This window comes from Zobellia roscoffensis (genome assembly GCF_015330165.1).
Lineage (GTDB): Bacteria > Bacteroidota > Bacteroidia > Flavobacteriales > Flavobacteriaceae > Zobellia > Zobellia roscoffensis.
Map to the genome: position 1 here is coordinate 3,949,065 of NZ_JADDXT010000002.1, position 16,394 is coordinate 3,965,458.

At 36.2% G+C, this 16,394-nt stretch carries 13 protein-coding genes; 1 reads left to right on the forward strand and 12 read right to left on the reverse strand.

The window, feature by feature from the left end:
- Nucleotides 1-41: 41 nt before the first annotated feature.
- The 5 genes from IWC72_RS15895 to IWC72_RS15915 form a co-directional block, all read right to left on the reverse strand.
- Complete coding sequence (locus IWC72_RS15895; RefSeq protein ID WP_226968071.1) at nucleotides 42-2,897, reverse strand: gluzincin family metallopeptidase; 2,856 nt, start codon at nucleotides 2,895-2,897, stop codon at nucleotides 42-44.
- An 8-nt stretch (nucleotides 2,898-2,905) separates the two neighbouring features.
- Nucleotides 2,906-3,592, reverse strand: a complete 687-nt coding sequence (locus IWC72_RS15900; protein ID WP_194527160.1) for an LOG family protein — start codon at nucleotides 3,590-3,592, stop codon at nucleotides 2,906-2,908.
- Between the two features lie 197 nt (nucleotides 3,593-3,789).
- A complete protein-coding gene (uvrA, locus tag IWC72_RS15905) occupies nucleotides 3,790-6,630 on the reverse strand; it encodes an excinuclease ABC subunit UvrA (RefSeq protein ID WP_194530425.1) in 2,841 nt (946 codons plus the stop codon).
- A gap of 192 nt (nucleotides 6,631-6,822) precedes the next feature.
- Nucleotides 6,823-7,596 (reverse strand): TIGR03915 family putative DNA repair protein, encoded by a 774-nt coding sequence (locus tag IWC72_RS15910; RefSeq protein ID WP_194530426.1) that lies wholly within the window; start codon nucleotides 7,594-7,596, stop codon nucleotides 6,823-6,825.
- A gap of 45 nt (nucleotides 7,597-7,641) precedes the next feature.
- Nucleotides 7,642-8,910: a putative DNA modification/repair radical SAM protein gene (locus tag IWC72_RS15915; RefSeq protein ID WP_194530427.1), complete on the reverse strand. Its 1,269-nt coding sequence runs from the start codon at nucleotides 8,908-8,910 to the stop codon at nucleotides 7,642-7,644.
- 173 nt (nucleotides 8,911-9,083) lie between these two features.
- On the opposite strand from IWC72_RS15915, the gene IWC72_RS15920 reads away from it, so the two are divergent.
- Nucleotides 9,084-9,848: an XRE family transcriptional regulator gene (locus IWC72_RS15920; RefSeq protein WP_194527164.1), complete on the forward strand. Its 765-nt coding sequence runs from the start codon at nucleotides 9,084-9,086 to the stop codon at nucleotides 9,846-9,848.
- A 7-nt stretch (nucleotides 9,849-9,855) separates the two neighbouring features.
- On the opposite strand, the gene IWC72_RS15925 is transcribed toward IWC72_RS15920, so the two are convergent.
- The 7 genes from IWC72_RS15925 to IWC72_RS15955 all read right to left on the reverse strand — a co-directional run bounded on the left by IWC72_RS15925 (nucleotide 9,856) and on the right by IWC72_RS15955 (nucleotide 16,370).
- Complete coding sequence (locus tag IWC72_RS15925) at nucleotides 9,856-10,290, reverse strand: GNAT family N-acetyltransferase (protein WP_194530428.1); 435 nt, start codon at nucleotides 10,288-10,290, stop codon at nucleotides 9,856-9,858.
- Nucleotides 10,291-10,417: 127 nt separating this feature from the next.
- Entirely contained in the window at nucleotides 10,418-10,795 is a 378-nt protein-coding gene (locus IWC72_RS15930) for a nuclear transport factor 2 family protein (RefSeq protein ID WP_194530429.1), read from the reverse strand.
- A 43-nt stretch (nucleotides 10,796-10,838) separates the two neighbouring features.
- A complete protein-coding gene (locus IWC72_RS15935; RefSeq protein WP_194530430.1) occupies nucleotides 10,839-11,453 on the reverse strand; it encodes a MarC family protein in 615 nt (204 codons plus the stop codon).
- Between the two features lie 217 nt (nucleotides 11,454-11,670).
- Nucleotides 11,671-13,161 (reverse strand): aldehyde dehydrogenase family protein, encoded by a 1,491-nt coding sequence (locus tag IWC72_RS15940; RefSeq protein WP_226979598.1) that lies wholly within the window; start codon nucleotides 13,159-13,161, stop codon nucleotides 11,671-11,673.
- Nucleotides 13,162-13,186: 25 nt separating this feature from the next.
- Nucleotides 13,187-14,125: an NADP-dependent oxidoreductase gene (locus tag IWC72_RS15945; protein WP_194530432.1), complete on the reverse strand. Its 939-nt coding sequence runs from the start codon at nucleotides 14,123-14,125 to the stop codon at nucleotides 13,187-13,189.
- A gap of 18 nt (nucleotides 14,126-14,143) precedes the next feature.
- A complete protein-coding gene (locus IWC72_RS15950) occupies nucleotides 14,144-15,715 on the reverse strand; it encodes a carboxymuconolactone decarboxylase family protein (protein ID WP_194530433.1) in 1,572 nt (523 codons plus the stop codon).
- 31 nt (nucleotides 15,716-15,746) lie between these two features.
- The gene (locus IWC72_RS15955; protein WP_194530434.1) at nucleotides 15,747-16,370 is read right to left on the reverse strand and encodes a putative quinol monooxygenase; all 624 of its coding nucleotides are present in this window, start codon (nucleotides 16,368-16,370) and stop codon (nucleotides 15,747-15,749) included.
- Nucleotides 16,371-16,394 lie beyond the last annotated feature (24 nt).

Consider the following 16,394-nt stretch of genomic DNA (forward strand, 5'->3'; position numbering starts at 1 on the left):
TTGTGAAATTTATTTTTTATTAAGAATTCAATAACCAAATCTTAAAACCATTTTCTAGTAAATAGCCCTATCAAGGTTTTTGGACTTACAGTAACGATAAATCTAATTTTCTCACCATACTGAGGTTGTGAGACTTCCCATCCATTATTGGAATATACGGGTAGATAGAGTTCAAAATAATCCGTAAGAAGGTTAAGACGAACTCCTGAATCATAAACAAACTTGCCACTTACACCTTTGTTCTTTACGTAACCTAAATCACTATATACTTCAATCCACTTCCAAAGATTTACACTTGTGTTAATGGTGGTAAGGTAGTCATTGGCAAATCTATATTCCTCTGGAAGAAAGGATTTAAAACCACCTTCTGCAATAATAATCTGTTGGCTATAAATACCAGAATCTTCCGATCGTCCCAAATACCCATAATCAAACAAATAATCCGTAGGGCGGTCTAAAGCAAAACTATAGTAGTTAGGGTCTGTATAATCTGTTGTTTTGTTTCTTATAAATTTACCTGCATAAAAACGAAAGTTGAATTGACGGTTGCTCTCAAATAACTTACGATACTCTAACTCAAAAGCAACTTTGGTAAAGTCATTGGCATGCTGCGCATCTGCAAACCAAGAAACATAATTTATTATGCCTGGGTTTCTGTTGGTGTATCTAACGTTTAGAATACTATAATCTGGCGGGGTTTCAAAGTCACCTAAATTCTCATCTTTATCTCGTAAAACATTTACATATCTAAAATTCAGGAACTCTCTTTTGTTTGAAATTAAATTTTCAGGTCGCCATCCAAAAGTAATGGAAGGTGTTATAGTAGAATATCTAGAGTTTTCTTGAAAATGATACGTAGACCCACCAAGCCTAAAATTGGCTACATACAAACCACTTTTGCTAAGGTATTTACGATATGAAAAACTTCCTGAGCCTACGAAACTCTTTTCTCGAAAAGAATAAGAAGGTGAGAAATCATAAACAAAAGGACGCTCCAAGAAGGTTTTGTTATACAATCGCATGCCTGGGGTCCATCCATCATAAATATTAAAGTTGAGAATGGGAACGTAGAAAACCTGATTGTAATAGGGGTTTTCAGAATCTTTAAAGAAAGTAAACTTTAGCTTTTTATTTCCAGAGAAAAAGCCGCCCAAAGACTTCCAATTGTCCCGTTGGTTGAATTCTGGAATCTTTTGATCATAATTGAGAACCAGACGTTTTTCTTCATTTCTAGGGATAGTCACCGTCTTTATATCGTTAATACCCGAAAACCAATACTTGGATACCACGGAATCTTTCTTAAGGCCAAATAGAGAAACCGGTACGCTAGTCCCCTTTTTGTTTTTTATAGTAACCTTAAGTGAGTCTTCGGTTTTTTCAACCTTTTTAATTTTAAAGTCTATTTTGCGATCCGTAGTTATATAATCTTTAAAGAACCAATCAATATCCGTCTCTGTAGACCTTTTTAATATGGATTCAAAATCTAAAGTCTTGACCTGACTCAGTCTATAATGCTTGTAAAAGGTCTTTATACTTTTATCAACTTTATCTTTGCCAATATAACTAGCTAAGTAAGCTAGCCCCAGACCTGCTTTATATTTGTTGGCTATTTTTTGATTGAATTTAATAAGAGAGTCATTGCTGGTGCTTAACGGTTGGTCCAAATTGGTACGTGCCGTAAGCATATACAAAAATGGATATTGTTCATTAAAGTCCATTTTTGCAAGATTGAAACTACGAACACCCCATATCTTGGATAATTTGCCCAGTAGTTTCTGGTCAGGGTAATACTGTTCTACAAATTCTATCATTAAGTAATTGGCAATAGCATCACTCAACCATTGTTCTTTTCTTGGGTCTAGAAAGAGTGTTTCTTCTAGAATATTGATGAGAGCGGTTTTCAGGAATTTCATCTCAAACTGAAACTGTTCTTCGTAAGGTCTTATAAAAGATGGCAGTTGATTAATTCCGTACAGGGGATTTTTCTCATAGTCTAATTGGCTTACCAACAATTGCTTATGTGGGTATTTGCCCAAGTTATCTTCTATAAATTCAGTAACCCTGTTGATGGATATTCCTTTAAAAATATCTTCATATTTAAAAGCTTCTAAATCTGTAATTACTGTTATTTGCGGAGTAACATGGGTCATGAAACGTTTTTCCGGACTGAGAAGGATTTCGCAATTTTTCTGTTGTTCCGCAGTTAACTGTGCCATTTGTCCATTTGGGATGGGGTCATCGCCCAAAACGGTAAAATTGGTAACCAGATTTAGATTACTGGGGTAAACAAAGTTTACCGTAGTTTCTGTAACCCCGGTATACAGGTCTTCCAAATTTTTGTTAGAATATAAATGCCAAGCACCGTCAAAATATGCCGGGGTCAAATACCAGTCCTTAAGGTAATAACTGTTCTTTCTCTTGTCATAACCATAAGGCGTAAACTTGTTTTCGGGAAGTTTTATAGTGTAGGTTAGAAAAAGTTTAGTTGATTCTCCTGGGCCCAACGGACTATTTAAATCGATTTTTAATATATCCTCACCAGTTGTTCGCTGCCAATGAAGACCCCTGTATTCGCTGTCCACGGCACTCATTATATTGGTATACCCTCTTTCTTGTTTTTTTGCTAAATGAAGACTTTTTTTGAACTCTTCGGAAAAACGTTTGGCCAAACCTGTACTTTTACTTGCGTAGGCGTGTGCCCAGTCATTAAAGTACAGGGTATTAAGCGTAATGTTCGTATTGTTTTTATATGTGAATTCCTGCTGAACATGGATTTCTTTTTCCACGCCATCAAGTGTAGCGGTCAGTACATTTTCATGCTGCGCAACTAATTCTTCGGAAGCACCAAAAATAGTGGCTCCTAGATAAAAACAAAATATGAGAGATTTGATTTTCAAGCGTACTATTAAAAATTAGGACTCAAATTGCGACCTTTGTAGAATGCGTCAATAATGTCTACAACTTCATCTTCTGTGTCAACAATTTTAATAAGGTCTAAATCATGGGCGCTAATGTTTTTTACTTCTAGCATCGTATTTTTAATCCAATCCATAAGACCCGTCCAGAATTCACTTCCCACTAAAATAATTGGGAATTTTTCAATCTTATTGGTTTGAATTAAAGTGATTGCTTCAAAAAGCTCATCAAGTGTGCCAAACCCACCTGGCATTACAACAAAACCTTGCGAATATTTTACGAACATTACTTTCCTCACGAAAAAGTAATCAAAATCTAAACTTTTATCCGAGTCTATGTAAGGGTTGTCATGTTGCTCAAAAGGCAAATCAATATTTAACCCAACCGAAGTACCACCTGCTTCATGCGCACCTTTGTTACCTGCTTCCATAATACCAGGGCCACCGCCTGTTATTACACCATAACCGGCTTCAGCAATACTTTTTGCAATGCTTACGGCCAATTCATAATACTTATCGCCCTCTTTGGTACGGGCAGATCCGAATATAGAAACACAGGGGCCAATGGTACCCATTTTTTCAAATCCCATAACAAACTCTCCCATAATTTTAAATATGGCCCAAGAATCGTTGGTTTTTATTTCATTCCAACCTTTATGATGTTGTTCTTTTCTCATGTATAATTTTATTATTTAAGCAAAATATCCGACTAGCAAAAATACTAACGGTTTTGATCATGAATTAAGTGTACGCCAAAACAATTTCTATATCTTAATTCAGAGGATGAATTTATTGCTTTTATTTTATTGCAGCACACAACTAGATACATTTATAGTTGAACTTGCTATTAATATTATATTGATTTTTTTGATATTCAATCTTGAATATTCAATTCTGGTCTTAAGTATTTAGCCGTATAACTCTTTTTGTCTTGAGCTACTTCTTCCGGTGTGCCCTTTGCTACAAGTTTTCCGCCACCACGACCGCCTTCATACCCTATATCAATAATGTAATCTACCATTTTAATGACGTCCATATTATGTTCTATAACCAAAATGGTATTTCCTTTGTCTACTAAACGAGTCAAAACTTCCATTAATACACGAATATCTTCAAAATGAAGTCCTGTAGTAGGTTCATCCAAAATATAAAAAGTGTTGCCCGTATCTCGCTTAGAAAGTTCTGTGGCCAGCTTAATACGCTGAGCTTCACCTCCCGAAAGTGTAGTGGATTGTTGTCCCAAGGAGATATACCCCAAACCTACATCTTGTATGGTTTTTAACTTACGATAAATTTTGGGTATAAGTTCAAAAAAATCTACAGCTTCATTGATTGTCATCTCTAAAACGTCTGCAATAGACTTTCCTTTATACCTAATTTCTAGGGTTTCCCGATTAAAGCGTTTACCGTTGCACGTTTCACACTCTACATAAACATCTGGCAAAAAATTCATTTCAATGACCCGAAGACCGCCACCTTGACAAGTTTCACAACGCCCGCCCTTTACATTAAAACTAAATCTACCAGGCTTATAACCTCTAATTGCAGCTTCTGGAGTTTTGGAGAACAATGAACGAATTTCACCAAAAACACCGGTATATGTTGCAGGATTAGATCTTGGGGTTCTACCTATGGGCGATTGGTTAATGTCTATTACTTTATCAATATGTTCTAAGCCGGTAATTTTTTTGTAGGGCATAGGTTTTTTGACGCCATTAAAATAATGTGCGTTCATAATAGGGTAGAGGGTCTCATTTATTAAAGTAGATTTTCCGCTACCTGAAACACCGGTTACACCGATCATTTGCCCCAAAGGAATAGTAATTGAGACATTTTTTAAGTTATTCCCTGTGCAGCCGGAAAGGGTAATTTTTTTGCCATTCCCTTTTCTACGCTCGTCAGGAACCGCTATTTTTTTCTTTCCCGTAATGTAGTCTGCAGTAAGTGTATGTTCCTTTTTTAAATCTTTTGGAGCGCCTTGTGAGATAATTTCACCACCATGTTTACCCGCTCTTGGGCCTATATCGATAACATGGTCTGCACATTCGATCATATCGCGGTCGTGTTCAACAACAATCACCGAATTACCAATATCACGAAGTGATTCCAAGGATTTAATCAACCGGGTATTATCTCGTTGATGCAAACCAATACTTGGTTCATCAAGAATATAAAGAACACCTACCAATTGAGAACCAATTTGGGTGGCCAATCGTATACGCTGCGCCTCTCCACCAGAAAGTGATTTTGAACTTCTGTTGAGGGAAAGGTAATCTAGACCAACATCTAAAAGAAACTGGATACGGGTTCTGATTTCTTTAATAATTTCTTCCGCAATTTTAAGTTGGTTTCCTTCAAGTTTCTTTTCTAGTCCTTTAAAAAAAATTGCTAATTCCGCAATATCTAAATAGGCTAGCTCTGCTATGTTTCTTTCGTCGATCCTAAAGTAAAGAGATTCTTTACGTAGACGAGCGCCTTCACATACGGGACAGGTTATTTTGTCCATATATTCTTTGGCCCAACGTTTTAAAGCAGTCGTGGCGGCATCCTCATATTGACTTTTTATAAAATTGGCTATTCCTTCATAATCAATTTTATAAGTGCGCTTTACTCCTAAGCTTTTAGAGTCTACTTCAAAACTTTCTTGTCCGCCATTCAACAATACGTTGATAGCTTCATCCGAAATTTTTGAAATGGGGTCTGTGAGTTCAAAATTATAGCGCTGAGCAATAATTTCAATCTGTTTGAAAGCCCATGATTTTTTATAATCACCTAAAGGTGCAATCCCACCCGATTTTATGGATAATTGTTTATTGGGAAATATCTTCTTTTCATTTACTTCGTACACATGGCCCAAACCGTTACAGTTAGGACACATTCCTTTTGGGGAGTTAAATGAAAAGGTATTGGGCTCGGGAACAGGGTAGGAGATGCCGGTTGTTGGGCACATTAAATCCCTACTAAAATACCTAGCTACTTTTTGGCCTTCCTCGAGTACCATAAGTACATTGTCCCCGCTGTACATTGCAGTATTCAGCGTTTCAGAGAGGCGCTTGTCCATATCCTCTGAATCGACCACTTTTAACCGGTCAATTACAATTTCGATATCGTGGGTTTTGTAACGGTCTACTTTCATGCCCTTAACAATGTCTTTTACCTCACCGTCAATTCTAACCTTTACAAAGCCCTGTTTGGCAATCTGTTCAAAAAGCTCCCTATAATGTCCTTTTCTAGATTTAATGATCGGAGCAAGAATATTAATTTTCTTACCATCATAATCCTTTTTAATAAGGTCTTTTATCTGTTCATCACTATAACTTACCATTTTCTCGCCCGTATTATAACTATAGGCGTCACCGGCACGTGCAAAAAGCAAACGCAGAAAATCGTAAATTTCCGTAATGGTCCCCACGGTAGATCGAGGGGATTTTGAAGTAGTCTTCTGTTCTATGGCGATTACAGGAGAAAGTCCATCTATTTTATCCACATCCGGTCTTTCCAAACCTCCAAGAAACTGTCTTGCGTAGGCCGAAAAAGTTTCAATATATCGGCGTTGCCCTTCAGCATAAATTGTATCAAAGGCAAGAGAGGATTTTCCGCTACCCGAAAGTCCGGTTATGACAACCAATTTTTCTCTTGGTATGGTAACATCAATATTTTTAAGGTTATGAACGCGGGCGCCCTGAACCTCAATATTTTCTTCGTAATTTATCATTTTCTATAGCAAAGTGGCAAAGGTACGTTTTTGACCTTTAACAAAGAAGTGAGCTTAACTTATATCTATGTTAAGGAAATCATGGTGAACACCTTGAGTAAAAGGAAGCGACTGTCTTAAGAGTTCATATTTTATTCAATAAAAGACATAGGTTATGGGAGTTTTTTGATACCACGGAATTTTACATTTGGCTTACACGGCTTTCTTCTCACTTAAATATTTCCAATATCGCTTAGGAACGTGTTGTTTGTGTAATTTTAAGTTAATTCGGGATTTTATATTGGTGCTCTTAAAGTAATTGTTCCAAAGGTCTTGGTAGTTGTATTCTTCCTCACCAAAGTGAACACTTTTGTTTAGACTATTGGTATAGGCGGTATCTAGGTCTAATGTTATAATTTCAACTTGATTCAAATCATAGAAAATGCCATACTTGCGTTTAACATCATAAATCAACCATTGTTGGTCTGCATATCTAGATCTAAAATGTTTTGTTATCAATGGTATCACGTCAAAATCTGGTTCTATGTTGGAAAAGCAGATGTCATCTTTTGTTAATTGAAAACGAACAAAAGCCTCCATTCTGTGTTTTTCCCTACCTACAGATCTTGCTAGTTGGCTAATTTTTAGAACCGTGCCATCTGAGTAATCCGAAGAAATAGAAGTGGTAGTTGTAAACATTTTTCGAATGTAACTGTACAATAGCATTTCAACACCTTTGGTTTCACTTAAAAAGGCAAAGTAAATATCTTTTATTGCTGTATGACTCTTTTTGTCTATTCCGTTCCATACCCTTTGGGCTTTATCCATTTGCGTAAAAATGCTCTCTGTTTCAGAAAAAAGCCCGCTTTGAGAGGCTGTGTTTTTTTGAATATCGGCCACTCTTGTTTTTTCATCAAAAGCAACAAAAATGGCTGTTAGAAATCCATTGAAACTTCCATCGTAAATAAAGGTTTTAGTAGCGTTCATAGTTTCATATTTTGTTCTGTTAACACTGGCTTCTAAATGGCAAAATCAACTAAATAACTGTAATTGATTGCTGTATTCTTTTCTAAATTTCCCCACCGAATTCTGGAGAATCAAGCCTTTAATTTTGGTTCCTTCTATATCTTTGTGTTCCCATGAATTAGAATCACAAATAATAAAGTATTTAGCTCTGTTAAGAGCAACGCCAATTTTTTTTAGGTGTTCCCAATTCAACTTTCGGTAGCGTCTAGCACTAATTATTTTATGCACAGATTTCATTCCGAGGCCTGGTATGCGGGCTAAAACACTCTTGTCTGCTTTATTGATGTCTACAGGAAAGTATTGCATATTTCTCAGGGCCCACCCTAATTTAGGATCAACATCCATATCTAGATTTGGGTGGTCATTATTAAGAATTTCTTGAACCCCAAAACCATAAAAACGCAACAACCAATCCGTTTGGTACAATCTATTTTCTCTAAGCATAGGAACTTGAGTGCCAATAGCGGGCAACCTACTGTCTTCTGCTACAGGAACATAGCCAGAGTAGTATACCCGCTTCATATTATAGTTTTTGTAATAATGCGTGGCAGAGTACATAATATCCTTGTCTGATTCTCCAGTGGCCCCAACAATCATTTGGGTGCTCTGCCCAGCAGGAGCATATTTGGGAGTGCTTTTGATTATTTTTTTCTCTGACTTGTATTGAATAATTTCATTCTTCACCTTTAACATAGGTTTGGTAAAATCTTCATGTTTCTTATCGGGAGCCAATAACTTCAGCCCGGAAATGGTAGGTACCTCAATATTTACCGATAATCTATCGGCATATAATCCTGCTTCGCGCATAAGCTCGTCACTGGCTCCGGGAATTGATTTAAGATGAATGTACCCGTTAAAGTTTTCTACTAACCTAAGTTTCTTGGCTACCATAACTAGACGCTCCATAGTGTAATCTGGACTTTTAAAAATTCCTGAACTCAAAAAAAGGCCTTCTATGTAATTCCGTCTGTAGAAATTAATGGTCAAGTCTACTACCTCTTGAATTTTGAAAGCGGCACGTTGTAAATCATTACTTTTTCGAGTGACACAATAGGCACAGTCAAATATGCAATGGTTGGTCAACAGGATTTTTAATAATGAAACGCACCTGCCATCTTCCGTATAGCTGTGGCAAATACCCATTCCGCTGCTATCGCCTAATCCGTCAGAGTTATTTTTACGTACACTCCCGCTACTAGAACATGAAACATCATATTTGGCGGCATCGGCTAGGATATTCAATTTTTCCTTTATTCGATCAAAAGATAAAGACATATTGTTTTGGTATTTAATCCAAATTTATGGAAAAATTCCACATTATGGATATAATCCAAATAATATTTTGGAGTATGTCCAAATTGTGTATATTTGAGGAGCAAAGGGGAGAAGAGAGTTTTAACTAGATTCTCCCTCTTTTTTGAAAACCAGTCTCAATTTAATAGTGTGCTATGGAAAATGAAATTACTTTAAAACGCTTTACAGATGTTCGCCGAGAACTGGGCTATACCCAAGCAGAGTTTGCCAAACTTTTGGGCGTATCTAGTACAACTGCAGATATTGAACGTGGGCGGACCAAACTTTCTGGTAAAGTAGTGATGGAGCTCTTAAAACAGTTTAAGATAAACCCCCTTTGGTTGTTTGGTGATAGTGACAATCAATATTTGGAGACCTCAAAAGTTAGTGTAATTCCCAAAGTGGTTACGGTAGATAATTCTGGAAATGACAATATGGTTTTGGTAAATGCCAAGGCCGCCGCCGGTTACCCGCAGAATATTGCAGATACGAGCTGGTATGAACAACTTCCTGCTTTTGATTTACCAATACCTGAGTTTAGAAATGCTACATACCGTGGTTTTCAGGTAGATGGCGATAGTATGTTGCCCAATTTAAGATCAGGGGAATGGGTCTTGGCAAAGGCTGTAGAGCATATAGATGATGTTAGCCCTAATAAGATGTACGTTGTGGTTTTGGAAGATGCCGTTTTGGTAAAAAAGGTTGAAAAACGACCCAATTCAAATAATGTCACTTTAGTTTCTCTCAATGAAACCTACCCTCCTTATGATATTAAACCCTTTCAAATACAGGAAATTTGGGAGGTGAGTAGTAGAATTACCTTTGGTGAGGATGCTACTACGGAGAAAGGACTATTAAGACAATTACAAGAATCAATGGATGAGCTAAAAAGCCAATTACGGCATGTTAAAAAGGTGTAATTGAACCTTAAGAATCTGCTATTTTTAGATTGTAAACTCCGCTTTCCCTTGTTGTAAAACCTAGGCTTTTATAAAGTTTGATTGCCGCTGTTCTGTGATGACCTGAAAACAATATGATTTCATCTAGGTTTAAGTGCTCGGCCTCAGCAAGAAGCTTTTGCATCAATTTCCTTCCAATTCCTTTTCCTCGATGTTCGGAATCGACCACTACATCTTCAATTAAACCTCTATATCCGGAAATAACCTTGTACGTAGCTAAAAGGGCTATTCCAATAATATGACCTTCGTGCTTGCATGCTGCAAAAATTACATGATTTTCATCTTGAAGTATTTGATGCAAAGGTCTCTGTTTATTTTTGTCATTCAGTTGTTTATATAAATCCTGAATTTCCTGTTGAACCTGGTCGTTAAGATTAAATTTATGTAGAATTTCGATGGTCATGCCTAGTAATTTGAAATTTTAGGAATAAGTAAAACTAAGAATATAATGGAAACAAAAGTATTGGTAAATCTTAAAATAGATACAAAAAAGTGGTACCCTTACCTTTGAAGTAACCGATTGTACGGTTTTAATACATAGTATTGGGGTTGGCCGATGTTTTAGGAATTTGCTGAATGGAATCCCAGTGTTCACAAATCTTCCCTTTTTCATCAAACCGAAAAAAATCCATGGTGATGTACTGGTCATTATCTGGCCAGATTTGATGCGTGTGTAGCGCAACCAAATTTCCTTCTGCTATGGAGCGAACAAAGTTAATCGACTTTTTAGGGTATTCACGTTGCATACGTTCAAAATAATCGATAAAACCTTTTGGCCCGTTGGCTACATCAGGATTGTGCTGAATATATTGACCTCCACAATATTTCTCAATGGCAACTTTAGGATTGCCTTCATAAGCCATTCTATAAAAGGCTATTGCATTTTTTTTGTTTTCTGCTGTATTCATAATTTTCAAATTTAAATGAGAGCAAAATCAATATCCTCTTAGCTTATAGTGAGAACGATATTTTAATACCCTGAATAATCATATCCGTACCAATTATAGCAATGATAAGACCCATTATTTTTCCTATTACAGATATGACGTTATTTCCAATTTTCTTAATGAATAACTCACTTAACATAAAAGTAAAATAGGTCATTAAACACATGGCCGCAAAAATTAAAATTACGATTCCAATCTTAATATAACCCGCGTTGGAAACAAAGTTCATTCCGGTTACAATAGTACCCGGTCCGGCTAATATGGGAATGGCCAGTGGGGAAATTGCTATATTTTCATCAATATGCGTTTCTTTTAAGTGTTTTACGTTAGATTTTTTAGACTGGAGCATATCAAAACCTACAACAAAAACTAAAATACCCCCCGTAATCTTAAATGCGGGTATGGTTATTCCAAACAGGAGAAATATAAACTTCCCAAGTACAAGAAAAATGGTAACGATTATAAAGGCCGTAAAGGTGGCTCTTTTACCAATATTGCGTTGGGTTTGTCTATCGGCACCTTCAACTAAGGATAAAAAAACAGGCATATTGGAAAGTGGGTTCATTATGGCAAAGAAACCTGTGAATACGGTAATTGAAAAGGTAAGAAGGTTGTCCATTTACGATTTAAATTTCTATGAAAGAGATTTTATACGACAAGTTAACCAAAAAAACTGTATGCCAAGGTAGAGGTAGAAACACCCACCAAAACATACAGTAAACTACCTCGGGACAAGCCCGCGAAGCATTAAAAGCAATACACCTTGATTTCGAGGCAAGCCTCGGAGCATTAAATCTCGATTATCGAGTAATACTAATTAACCAACTATAATTACTTTATTGAAAATCAGCTGCCTTAAAAGGATATTTCCTTGGTGTTTTTTGAATGGTAATCCAATGAGCAACGGTAAATGATTTTACACCCCATTGTCCATTAAAACGACCTAGACCTGAATTCTTAACTCCTCCAAAAGGTGCATAGGCACTGTCGTTTACCGGTTGGTCATTAATATGCGTCATTCCAGCTTCAATACCTTGTGCAAACGCCATACCTTTTGCTTCGTCTTGTGTAAATACAGAGCTAGACAGTCCATAATCTGTAGCATTTGCTAAACGTAAAGCATCTTCCGTATCTTTTGCTCTAGCAATAGACACTGCTGGTCCAAAAATCTCATTTTGAAATAATGGGCAGTTTTCGTCAACGTCTACAAAAATGTGTGGAGGCATATGTAAACCTTCGGCTTCACCACCTAATGCCATTTTATATCCTTGTTCTTTTGCATCGTCTATTAACCCTTTAACAGTATCAAACTGGTTTTGATCAATAATAGGACCTACAAACGTATCCGGATCATTCATATCCAATCGTTTTAAGGTCTTTACTTTTGCTATAAACTTCTCTGTAAATTCGTCATAGACTTTATCTTCAACGATAATTCTGTTGATAGCCATACAGATTTGACCTTGGTTCATAAATTTACCCCAAGCAGCAGCTTCAACCGCTTGATCTATATCTGCATCTTCTAGTACTACAAACGGACTGTTACCACCTAATTCTAACTCGATATTTTTAATGATATCTGCTTCCAGAGCATTTTTACCAACTTGACGACCAACTGGTGTTGAGCCTGTAAACGAAATTAGTTTTGAAATAGGATGTTTTGTAATCGCAGTACCAATAGTACTTCCTCCACCAGGTAAAACGCTTAATAACCCTTTCGGGAAACCTGCCTCTTCTAAAAAAGAAGCGAAAATTAATCCGCCTGTTACTATAGACGTTGATGCCGGTTTTAACACCACCGCATTACCTACTGCCAATGCTGGACCTAAAGTACGCGCGGTCAATTGACCTGGGAAATTCCAAGGAGAAATTAAACCAATAACACCTAATGGTTTTCTAACAGCCATAGATTCTTTGCCATCAATATCTTGTGGTAATATTTTACCTTCTACTTGTAATGGTAAATGCACAGCACTTTCAAAAACGCTAGCAACCAATTCTGCTTCAAAATACCCTTTTGCTAAGGTTGCTCCTACTTCTTTTCTTGCCCATTCTGCAAACTCTTTCTTTCTGTTTCTAACTACTTCGGCTAGTTTTAGCATCATTCTACTCTTTTCAGGAGGTAATACGGCTGCCCATTTTTTCTGCGCAACTGCTGCTAGTTCAAAAGCCTCATTAACATTATCTGTAGTAGCTCCGTTTAAGGTAAATAACTCCTCTTGATTCCAAGGGTTAATATCCTTGATTGCTGGTCCTTTTCCGTCTTTCCATTCGCCACCAACAAATATTTTTCTCGTATAATTCGGTAATTTATCCTGTGTTTTCATTTTCATTGTGTTTTAATAGTTAATACTAAAGTGTCACGATTACTTTACCCACTGTTCTTCCTTTTTCAACTTCGGTATGGGCAGCAGCCATATCTTCAAAAGCAAACGTTTTGTAAATGTTTGGTTTAATGCTACCGTTTTCTAACATTCCTTTTAAGGTGTTCATATCTTCAGCACTAGAGTGTACTAAAATGTCTGAAACGGTTTTGTTCTCCTTTTTGGCTGATGCTTTTAAGTCATCTAAGTCCATACCTACTGTTGTGTAGGCTGTTCCACCGCTTTTTAAAACTTTTACTGAATTTTCTAATACTTCACCACCTTGCGTATCTAACACAAAGTCGATATCAGATAGAATTTCTTCAAACTTTTCAGTATGATAATCAATTGCGTTATCTGCTCCAATAGAGGTAACAAATGCACCGTTTTTTGCCGAGGCAGTAGTATTCACAAAAGCTCCCATTGCTTTTGCAATTTGGATAGCAAAATGCCCAACACCACCAGAACCTGCTTGTATTAGTACTTTATCACCTTTATTAATCCTTCCTTCTAAGATTTGTAATGCAGTTAAAGCAGCTAAGGTTGTAGCAGCAGCCTCTTCAAAAGAGACGTTGTCTGGCATTGTAGCTAAATGTGCTTCTGGCGCAGCAACAAATTCCGCGTAAGCGTTACCTACACCAGGAAAATTCACCATACCAAAAACCTTGTCTCCTACTTTAAAATTGGTAACATCAGTACCGACTTCTGTTACGGTTCCTGCTATGTCCCAGCCTAAAATTACAGGTCGTTTTTCACCGTACATCATATTCAGCATCTTATCTTGATACTTTGGTTTTACGTCTGCCGGGTTTAATGAAATAGCCTTTACCGCTACTAATACCTCGTTATCTTTTATGCTTGGTTTTGCTACTTCTGCTAAATGAAGGTTTTCTGGTCCTCCTGCTTTTTCTAATACTATTGCTTTCATAGTGTTTCTATTTTTAAATTATTTTTTATTGTAGACAACGGTCATTCCCTTGCCTTGCTTAAGTGTTAAGCGCATTTTGGCTCCTGTAACTTCAATTACAAGTTCATCATACCCTAAATCCATATCTCCGATTTTGCTTGTTCTGGTGAAGAAATTATTTTTCCAATCCCAAGTACCTGTCAATACTTTACCTCCAAAAACTCCAAATATTTGTCCGTCGTGAGTAGCAACAGATTGCCCGTCTTTGTCACCATAAAAATTATCGGCAGCTATCTTTAAGTATTCTTCTTTTGTGTTTATTCTTTTCCAATTTTCATCTACAGGTATAGCTTTACTAATAGTAGGTGGAAGTGTGTAAGATGCTATTGAATTACTAAAAAGAACCGGAGTAAATAACACATTGTTTTCTATAGTAATATCTGCTAAACCTTTCGGGAAGTTTCCAATTAATTGTCGCGTATTCTCATTTATAAAAAACAAGTCACTAACCGTACCTCCTGTTACTAAAAAACCATCATTAACAGCAGTTAAACCGTCTATAGCTCCTAGTTGATAACTGCTTTTAAACCGTGTTATCGTTTTATCTTTTAGGTTAACTTTATATAGACTGCCAAACTTATCTGGTGAAATTTCTAAAGTCAATTCTTCACCAAAATTTGCAATAACTAAGTCTTCATTTTGAATATAAAGTCCGTTTGGATGCTTAATTTCTGGTGATTGAAACCAAACCTCTAATTTGTTATTTACTAATGTGAAAATCTTACCACTTGCTATATCAGAAATAAAAACCTTTCCGTTTTTAGAAACCACGACATCATTTAATGACACAACATCTGGAGAAGTAATGCTATTTACAACTTTACCATTTTTAACATTGATAATATGAAGCTCCTTACCATCGCCAACGTATAATTTGTCTTGATATAATGCCAAGCCTGCAGGCGAATTTAAACCAGTTACCCATTTGTAATTTTCAACTTTTCCGTCCTTTGAAATTCTACTTATATACCCTTTGCTATTTTGATTTACATTAGAAACATACAACCAATTCTCTGTTGGTGATGCCACAATAGACTCAGGCATAGAAAAGCCATCTAACTCCCAGTTTTTAACTAATTGTTGTGTTGTATTTATGTGATTAGATGCTGTATAGTTTGTTTCTTCTAAAACTTCCTTTAAAGTAAAAATGCCATTATTTGCAGCAGGAAAGCCCGTATACAAGCTTAATAAAATCATAGTTTCTGAAATCTCATTTGGCGTAGCACCTAAATTTAAGGCAGCCTTTATATGTGATTTTAATTGCGATTTTGCATTAGCTTGTGTAGTAAGACTAGCAATTATTAATAATTCTTTGGTTTCAAAATCTATGCCTTTTCTATTATAAATTTCTCCAAAACCATAGCGAATAATATAATCTGCCATATCTGGAGAGACACTTTTAAAAGCCGCTTCTAATCCCTTTGAAGCTCCTTCACCATTAACCTCGTTAACAATTTTTACGCCTGTTTGATAGTTGTCTTCTTTTGTGTTTTGCGCAATACTGGAGTAAGCTAAAACTAAAGTGAATAGTAAAATAAATTGCTTTTTCATAATCTTTGTTTTTAATAAAGTTGGGTATCTTTTAAATTTCTGTAACGAAATTCATATACTGCTTTAAATCACCAATGACAGCTTCTTCCATTAGTTTGCCTGTTTTTACTGCATAAGGTTGATTAAAGTGAATATCCCAAACATCAGATTCTTTTCTCCAATGCTCGTAAACTGCTAGGGTATCTTCTTGATTATCTACTGTATATAAATCAAAAAGGATGTTGCCTTCTTCCTCTTTTCTTGTGTGGATAATGTGATCTTCAAACTGTTCAAGAAGTGTTTCTCTAAATTCAGTTCTTAGTTTAAAAATGAAGAAAATTATAAATACTTCATCTTCAGGATTTGCAGATTTAGAATGGTCTGGTAACGGATTAGTATCGCCTAAAAAGTAGAAATCAGGAGCCGACTGTAAGGCGGTCTGTCCTACTTCCATTAACTTTTTGGTATGTGGTTCGTTATCGTGAGATGTAATAGCAGCTTTGTCTGCCCAACGTTCGTAAACAAAAAACACATTGTCTTCTGCTTTAGATACAAATACTCTAATCTCTTTATTACCAGCCTCTTTTTGGGTTGCCGCTTGTGCTTCTTTAAGCGTTGTTACAAACGTATCTTTGTGTTCTGCTTTTGCTGTAAATTTTACTATTGTACTTTTCATAATAATGTTCTTTATAATTGAAGT